This window comes from Chitinophaga sp. (genome assembly GCF_036569185.1).
Lineage (GTDB): Bacteria > Bacteroidota > Bacteroidia > Chitinophagales > Chitinophagaceae > Chitinophaga.
The window spans coordinates 1-7,470 of sequence record NZ_DATCRD010000126.1 but is presented as its reverse complement, the minus strand read 5'-3'; the positions used below and the strand labels follow the sequence as shown (position 1 = coordinate 7,470).

The 7,470-nt window shown below is 46.7% G+C and carries 5 protein-coding genes; 3 read left to right on the top strand and 2 right to left on the bottom strand.

What is annotated here, in order from left to right; translation table 11 throughout:
* A partial coding sequence (locus VIM72_RS08880) for a serine hydrolase (protein WP_332002484.1) occupies positions 1 to 1,992 on the top strand: 1,992 nt, incomplete at its 5' end.
* 84 nt (positions 1,993 to 2,076) lie between these two features.
* Here the strand turns inward: VIM72_RS08880 and VIM72_RS08875 are convergent.
* The gene (locus VIM72_RS08875) at positions 2,077 to 2,532 is read right to left on the bottom strand and encodes a hypothetical protein (RefSeq protein WP_332002483.1); all 456 of its coding nucleotides are present in this window, start codon (positions 2,530 to 2,532) and stop codon (positions 2,077 to 2,079) included.
* 186 nt (positions 2,533 to 2,718) lie between these two features.
* Here VIM72_RS08875 and VIM72_RS08870 point away from each other — a divergent pair, with 186 nt between their 5' ends.
* Together VIM72_RS08870 and VIM72_RS08865 are read left to right on the top strand one after the other, a co-directional pair.
* Complete coding sequence (locus tag VIM72_RS08870) at positions 2,719 to 3,771, top strand: COX15/CtaA family protein (RefSeq protein WP_332002482.1); 1,053 nt, start codon at positions 2,719 to 2,721, stop codon at positions 3,769 to 3,771.
* Positions 3,772 to 3,847: 76 nt separating this feature from the next.
* On the top strand, positions 3,848 to 6,079 hold the full coding sequence (locus tag VIM72_RS08865) for a patatin-like phospholipase family protein (RefSeq protein WP_332002481.1): 2,232 nt from the start codon (positions 3,848 to 3,850) through the stop codon (positions 6,077 to 6,079).
* 123 nt (positions 6,080 to 6,202) lie between these two features.
* Here VIM72_RS08865 and VIM72_RS08860 read toward each other — a convergent pair whose 3' ends face one another.
* Positions 6,203 to 7,201, bottom strand: a complete 999-nt coding sequence (locus tag VIM72_RS08860; RefSeq protein WP_332002480.1) for an alpha/beta hydrolase — start codon at positions 7,199 to 7,201, stop codon at positions 6,203 to 6,205.
* Positions 7,202 to 7,470 lie beyond the last annotated feature (269 nt).

Sequence of the window (7,470 nt, the reverse complement as noted above, 5' to 3'; positions counted from 1 at the left end):
CTGCTGGCGGGTAACGACCTGCTGATCCTTCCGTCCACTTCCGCCGGCAGTGTGGCGGCCATCAGGAAAGCCATCAAAGCCGGGAAGATCAGCCAGGAAGAAGTAGATGCACGGGTGAAAAAAGTTTTGCGCGCCAAATATAACCTCGGACTGTGGCAACCGCAGCACATCGATACCGATCATCTGACGGAAGATATTAACGCCAAAACAGATCAGTTGCGCAAACGTATTGCGGAAAATGCCATCACCCTTGTACGCAACCAGCAGAAACTGATTCCTTTCTCCCCGGCCATGACCCAGCAAAAGCTGGCAGTAGTGGCAGTAGGAGCAGATGCCAGCAATACTTTTACAGAAGCAGTAAAAAATTATAAGCCGGGAACGGATGCGTTTATTTTTACTTCACGCCAGTCTGTACAACAGATTGCGCCTATTGTATCCCGCATCCAGCGCGATTATCGTGCGGTGATCATCAGCCTGCATAATTACAGTCGCCGGCCAGCCGGTAATTTTGGACTATCTATGGCAGAAAGGCTTATCATCCGGCAGTTGCAATCCGAGATGCCATCGGCAACTGTTGTTTTTGGCAATCCGTATGCTATACAGTATTTCTGTGATGCGCCTCACCTGGTGGCTGCTTATGAAGACGACAGCACTACTCAACGTGCAGCGGCCGACCTGCTTTTCGGGCAACTGGGGCCAAGCGGTAAACTGCCGGTAACGGTTTGTCCAGATCTGCCCTCCGGCACCGGCATCACGTATGAAGTAAATAAATTTAGTTTATTGCCCACTGCCAGCGCAAAGGAAGCTGGAATTAATGAGCAGGCATTACTGCAGATCGATGCGCTGGCCAACGATATGATTGCCCGCGGCGCTGCGCCGGGTGCGCAGGTAATGGCCCTGAAAGATGGAAAGGTTATCTATAACCGCTGTTTTGGTCATTACGAATATAATAAACAGGAACCGGTAACACCTACATCTATCTACGATCTGGCCTCTGTTACCAAAGTATGCGCTACCACCTTATCGGTGATGCGGCTGTATGATGAAGGCAAACTGAACCTGGATGCTACTTTGGGTGTGTACCTTCCGCAGGTGCTGGGAACAGATAAAGCAGGGCTGCGTATCCGTGATATCCTGCTGCACCAGGCCGGCCTGGTAGCATTTATCCCGTTCTATAAAGAAACGCTCTATAGTAATGCGCGGCCTGATACTGTATTGTATCACACCAGCGCCGATGCTACCCATGGCATCCGTGTGGCCAATAACATGTACATGGAGAACAGCTATGTGGATACCATGTGGCAAAGGATACTGGATAGTAAGCTGTCGCCCAGGCAGGGTTATGTTTACAGCGACTGTGACTTTATTTTCCTGGGAAAGATCGTGGAAACGTTAACAGGAAAAAAGCTGAATGATTATGTGAGGAAAACGTTTTATGAGCCGCTGGGACTGGCTACCACCGGGTTTTTACCGGGGGAGCGTTTTCCATTGTCGCAGATTGTTCCTACAGAGCGTGAGTATTCTTTCCGTATGCAATTGTTAAGAGGGGATGTGCATGATCCCGGCGCTGCTATGTTTGGTGGTGTGGCAGGGCATGCCGGGTTATTTTCCGATGCGCATGATGTGGCGGTTATTATGCAGATGTTGCTGAACAAGGGATCATATAATGGGGTGCAGTATATAAAACCTGAAACCGTGCAGTTGTTCACCGCTTACAACAGTAACATCAGCCGCCGGGGGCTGGGGTTCGACAAACCCGAAAAGGATAATGCCACACGGCGCGAGCCGTATCCTGCCAGGAGCGCTTCTGCGGCTACTTTCGGACATACCGGTTATACCGGCACCTGTGTATGGGCAGACCCCACTTCGGGGTTGGTATTTATTTTCCTGAGTAACCGGGTGTATCCTAACGGTGGCGTTAATACGAAAATATCGGCATTACATACCCGTGAGAAAATGTTTGAGGCGGTGTATGAGTCGGCACGCAGGTAATGAAGAGATAACAGATAATAAAAACAGAGGTGGTACCGTTTTACGGATACCACCTCTTTCATTTTTCAATTATGAGATGCGGGACTACTCGGTTACGGAAACGCTCCTGTTGATCAGGGTTTGCGTTTTTATGGCAATCGCTTTTTCTGCCAGTTTGTTTTTTCCGCTCCTGATTTCGAAGGTATAGTCGCCATCCTCGAGAGATCCGAGGTTGTAACGTGCTTCAAAGCGCAGGGTAGCAGGCAGTGTTTCGCGGTGCAGCGTGTTATTGTAGTTGTCTTTTATGTAAAGCGTCAGCTTTTCGTTGGATGGATTATCTACCGAAAGCTGGAATAACAGCTGATCTTTCTGTAATTGTGTGATGTGTACGTTGAAAGCTTCAACAGGAGCTGTGGGTACGGGTTTTTCTTTTGCCAGTCGCGCTGCATTATAGGCAAATGTTTTTGACTGGGCTGCAGCGTGTAAAATTGGGAAGAGGATAGTTACAAATACCAACAAAGCTACTTTGGGTGCTAAAACAACAAAACGTAAGTGTTTCATGACATTATTTTTTTAATGTGTTCTTCTTTTTTTAAATCAGGGCGGTATTAGCTAATACAATGGTGCCGTTTTAATTTTCATGGCAAAGCTCCGACAGGTGGATTAACAGAACATTACGCCTTTGTTAAAATAATGTGAGAATTTAGCCGGCTTGTTCGGCATTCATTCCCTATTTTTGCACCGTTTATGGAAGCAGTTACAATAAAAAATAACCGCCCCGTGGCCATCTGGTTATATATTGGCGTGGGCATGTTGATAGTTCAGGTGTTGCTGGGAGGAATTACCCGCTTAACCGGTTCAGGTTTATCCATTACAGAATGGCAGCCATTGCTGGGGGCGTTTCCTCCTATGAATGAAGCTGCCTGGCAGAAAGCGTTTGATGGCTATAAGCAGATAGCGCAGTATAAATACATTAATAACCACTTTACCTTATCGGACTTTAAGTTTATTTTCTTCTGGGAGTGGCTGCATCGTGATTGGGCGAGATTGATGGGGTTTGTGTTTATTATTCCGTTCATCTATTTTATTATTAAGAAGAAGATCAACAGGAGTATGATCAACCCGATGATCATATTGTTTGTACTGGGTGGTTTGCAGGGCCTGATAGGATGGATTATGGTGAAGAGCGGGCTTAATGAGGAAAACCTGTATGTTAACCATATACGCCTGGCCATTCATTTTATTTCTGCGCTGGCGCTGCTGGCATACGTGTTCTGGTTTGCGTTGAAGCTCAGTGTGCACCCCGTGGAAATATTAAAAGTGCCCGCTTTATACAAACTGAATATCTGGCTGCTGATATTGCTGGTAGTGCAGTTGGTATACGGCGCTTTTATGGCCGGATTACATACCGCACTGGTGGCGAATACCTGGCCGGACATTAATGGTTCCTGGGTGCCTGCAGGCATGTTTTCACAGGGAGGTTTTGCTACAGATATTGCGCATAATCCAATTACTATTCAATTTATACACAGGGGCCTGGCTTATCTTATTACCATTCTTATTGCCATATGGTGGTGGAAGGCGGCCCAAACACCGGCCAGCAGCCTGTTACATGCCATCCGTTATCTCCCCTTGCTGCTGGTATTATTACAGGTACTGCTGGGTGTGCTTACCCTGTTGAACAGCCAGGTGAAGATTCCTGTTAGTTATGGGATCCTGCACCAGGGTGTAGGTATGTTGCTGATGTTATCGCTGATCTGGACGTTGTTCCTCAGCAGGGGGACGGGAAGCGGGAACTGATTTTTCTGCCCGGGACGAAACTCCTGCAGCCATAAATCCGTAAATTTTCCGTAGGTTTATTCGTAATAATCGTCTGATGAAGGTGAAGTTATTACTGATAAAAACTTACTATTCTTTCCCTATACAGTTGCTGCTCCTGCATTTCAGGAAGTACCAGGTATTACTGATTTTTTGGGTGATCCTGTTCAGTACCATCAACGGCGGTTTTGCCAAGGTGTTTGGCGGAGATGCACTTTACCTGGCGCCCGAGTATCTTGGTAAAGTAAACTTCTATAGCACTACCATCCTGGGACTGGCCACTGGTATGTTTATCATGAGCTGGCAAATCACCACTTTTATTTTACATACAGGGCGATTCAAGTTCCTGGCCACTACCTCCCAGCCATTTTTCAGGTATTGTCTTAATAATGCCATCATTCCCCTGGTGTTTATTTTCAGCATGCTATACCGCGGATGGGAATACCAGCGTTATGAGCAACTCAATACGGTTCCTGATATTATGTTATTAGGGGAAGGGTTTATTTGTGGGGTGCTGTTTATCTTCTTCTTTTGTTTTTTTTATTTCTTTAATGCAGATAAAAATATTGGCCGGCGACTGGAAAAGCGTTTTGGAAATCCACGTAACTTTCTGCGGACGATACTGAAACCCAACCAGGATCCGGATGAGAATGCGCTTCCTGTTCACAATTATTTTTCCACCCCCTGGCGTGTCAGGAGAGCCAGGAATGTGGACCATTACAATAAACATTATCTCGACAGTATCCTCAAGCAGCATCACTTTGCCGCTATGATCACGGTAGGTTGTTCCCTGGTGTTCCTGGTGATACTGGCTTACCTGATGGATTATGATATGTTCAGGATTCCTGCCGGCGCCAGTGTGCTTATTTTCTTTGCATTCCTGATAGGCGTTGCCGGCGCCTTTTCCTATATGCTGCAAACCTGGTCTATTCCCATTTTGCTGGTGATGCTGTTTGCTTTGAACTGGATGGTGGAGCACAACTGGGTAGATAACCGGAATAAAGCCTACGGATTGAATTACCGGGAGAAGAAGGCCCGACCCGAGTATAGTGTGGCAGCCCTTCAGCAGTTTTTTACCAGGGAGAAGTATGAGACTGATAAGCAACAGACCTTGCTTATTTTGGAGAACTGGAGAAAGAAATTTCCGGCCGGGAAAAAGCCACCGCTGATAGTAATGAATTTCAGCGGAGGTGGTAGCCGTTCCGCTACATGGAGCGTGAATGTATTGCAACGGCTGGATAGTGTGCTGAAAGGCCGCCTGATGAAGCATACTGTGCTTATGACCGGCGCATCGGGGGGCATGCTTGGCGCCAGCTATTTCAGGGAGCTGTACTATCAGCAGCAACAGGGTAAGCCTGTTCGGTTGTCTGATAAGATATATGCCGATAAGGTGTCGCAGGATTTGCTTAACTCCGTATTCTCTGCCATGGCTGTAAATGATTTTATTACGCCCTGGAGAAGTTTCAACATCGGGAAAAATCACTATGCCAAAGACAGGGGCTATGCTTTTGAAATGCAGCTGAATGAGCATACCGACAGCGTGCTGGATAAAACCCTGAAAGATTACCGGCAGCCGGAAGCCGAGGCTGAAATTCCCATGCTGATATGGAATGCCACTATTAATGCAGATGGGCGCCGGTTAATGATTTCCCCGCAGCCGATCAGTTATTTGTGCAGTCCGCAGTACCAGTATCCCACCCGGCAGGTAAGGGATATTGACGGGGTTGATTTTGGACAGTATTTTGCCGCACAGGATGCCATGGACCTGCGTGTTACCAGTGCAATCCGCATGTGTGCAACGTTTCCGTATGTGCTGCCGAATGCGTTTCTGCCAAGTAACCCGATTGTAGATGTAATGGATGCAGGGATCCGTGACAACTTTGGTCAGCAAACCACCTTGCGTTATTTGTATACATTCAGAAAGTGGATCAATGAGAATACCAGCGGCGTAGTATATATCCAGATCCGCGATACCCGCAAGAATGATATTTCTCCCATCAAAAAAACAAAAGACCTGGGCGACCTGTTGTTTGAGCCGCTGTTTACCATGCAACAACACTGGAGCGCCATGCAGGATTTTGACCAGGATGATTTACTGAACTACATGGAAGGATATTTCCCGGAAAAATTTCACCGGGTAATTTTCCAATATGTGCCGCAGAAACAGGATAAGGCGGCGGCATTATCCTGGCATCTTACTTCCCGGGAGAAACTGGACATCGCCCATGCACTGGATAACCCGGCCAACCAGAGCGCGCTGGATTATGTGGTGAAGTTACTGGAGGAGTAAACAGGCTCAGAGGGAGCGGTTTGTGCGCCCTCTGGGTAATTAAAGTGTGGTTTCCGTGGTTAAACTTCCGGGCCTAACCACATCAAAATTTAATGCGCCGGCTATTGTCCAAATAATTTCCTGTTATTTTTTCAGGAATTCCAACAGGGGAGCAATAAACTTCGTATAGGCTTCAATGTGGGGAAGATGTCCTACACCTTCAATCGGCACCAGTGTAGCATGTGGAATTTTTTTCGCAGTGATGTTTCCCAGTTCGGGATAATTTCCTAATGTTTTGCGTACGTTTTCAGGTACATTGGCTTTGCCCAGTGCAGTGCGGTCACGTTGTCCTATAATAAGAAGGGTGGGGGCGGTAATGTTTTCAAACTCGTACAGCACCGGCTGGGTAAAGATCATGTCATATGTGAGGGCCGAGTTCCAGGCTACCAGGGAATAGTCGGGGTTGCTGGTCCAGCTGGCCTGTAATTGTGCCCATTTATCATAGGCGGGCGACCACTTACCGGCGTAGTAGCTGTCCATCATGTACTGTTTGATTTTTTCGTAGTTCTGTTGCAATTCGGCTTTATACCACTTGTCTGTCGATTGATAGGGAACTTTCACTTTCCAGTCTTCCAACCCGATAGGATTTTCCAGGATCAGTTTCTCCGTTACTTCCGGGTACATGAGAGCGAACCTGGCGGCGAGCATACCGCCCATAGAGTGACCAAGAACAGCTGTTTTTGTTATCTGTAAAGTATCCAGCAAAGTTTTAGTGTTTTGCGCCAGCAGCTGGAAGCTGTATTGAAAATGCGGGGGCTTGGACGATTTGCCAAAGCCGATCTGATCCGGGATGATGACGCGGTATCCGTTATTGCTGAGATCTGCAGCGGTGCTGTCCCAATATGCACCGCAAAAATTTTTACCATGAAGCAGTACTATGGTTTTACCATTGGGGCGGGAGGGTTGTACATCCATGTAGGCCATCTGAAGGGACTGCCCCTGTAGCTGCAACTTCAGAAAATGTACAGGAAAAGGATATTTGTAATCTGTAAGGGTGATGTCCTGGGCTGGTATTTGTGCTGATAGAGAGGTGGTGATAAAGGACAGGCAAGCGAGGGCGAGGATATACAATTTCTTTTTCATGAAGTTATATTAGGCTGTTAAAACGCAGTTGGTAGGGGGGCAAAATTGACGCCATAAGCTATCTGGTAGCAATATCTGGATATAATTAATTGTAAATCAATGATAGCCAGTCTGTTGCAAAAAGAATGCTTAACCTGACCAAATGATTACATTTATTTAAAACGTGATACCCTCATTCTCGCTATGTTTTCGTACCTTTGCGCCTTCTTTTTGTAGCTATTAGCGAAAATTTGGTTAATGGCTGATAGCTAAAGATATAAGTATATGAA

What these genes read in the sequence shown, in the direction of transcription:
- VIM72_RS08875 (WP_332002483.1), bottom strand. Translation starts at nt 2,532, where the DNA reads ATGAAACACTTACGTTTTGTTGTTTTAGCACCCAAAGTAGCTTTGTTG.
- VIM72_RS08870 (WP_332002482.1), top strand. Translation starts at nt 2,719, where the DNA reads ATGGAAGCAGTTACAATAAAAAATAACCGCCCCGTGGCCATCTGGTTA.
- VIM72_RS08860 (WP_332002480.1), bottom strand. Translation starts at nt 7,201, where the DNA reads ATGAAAAAGAAATTGTATATCCTCGCCCTCGCTTGCCTGTCCTTTATC.
- VIM72_RS08865 (WP_332002481.1), top strand. Translation starts at nt 3,848, where the DNA reads ATGAAGGTGAAGTTATTACTGATAAAAACTTACTATTCTTTCCCTATA.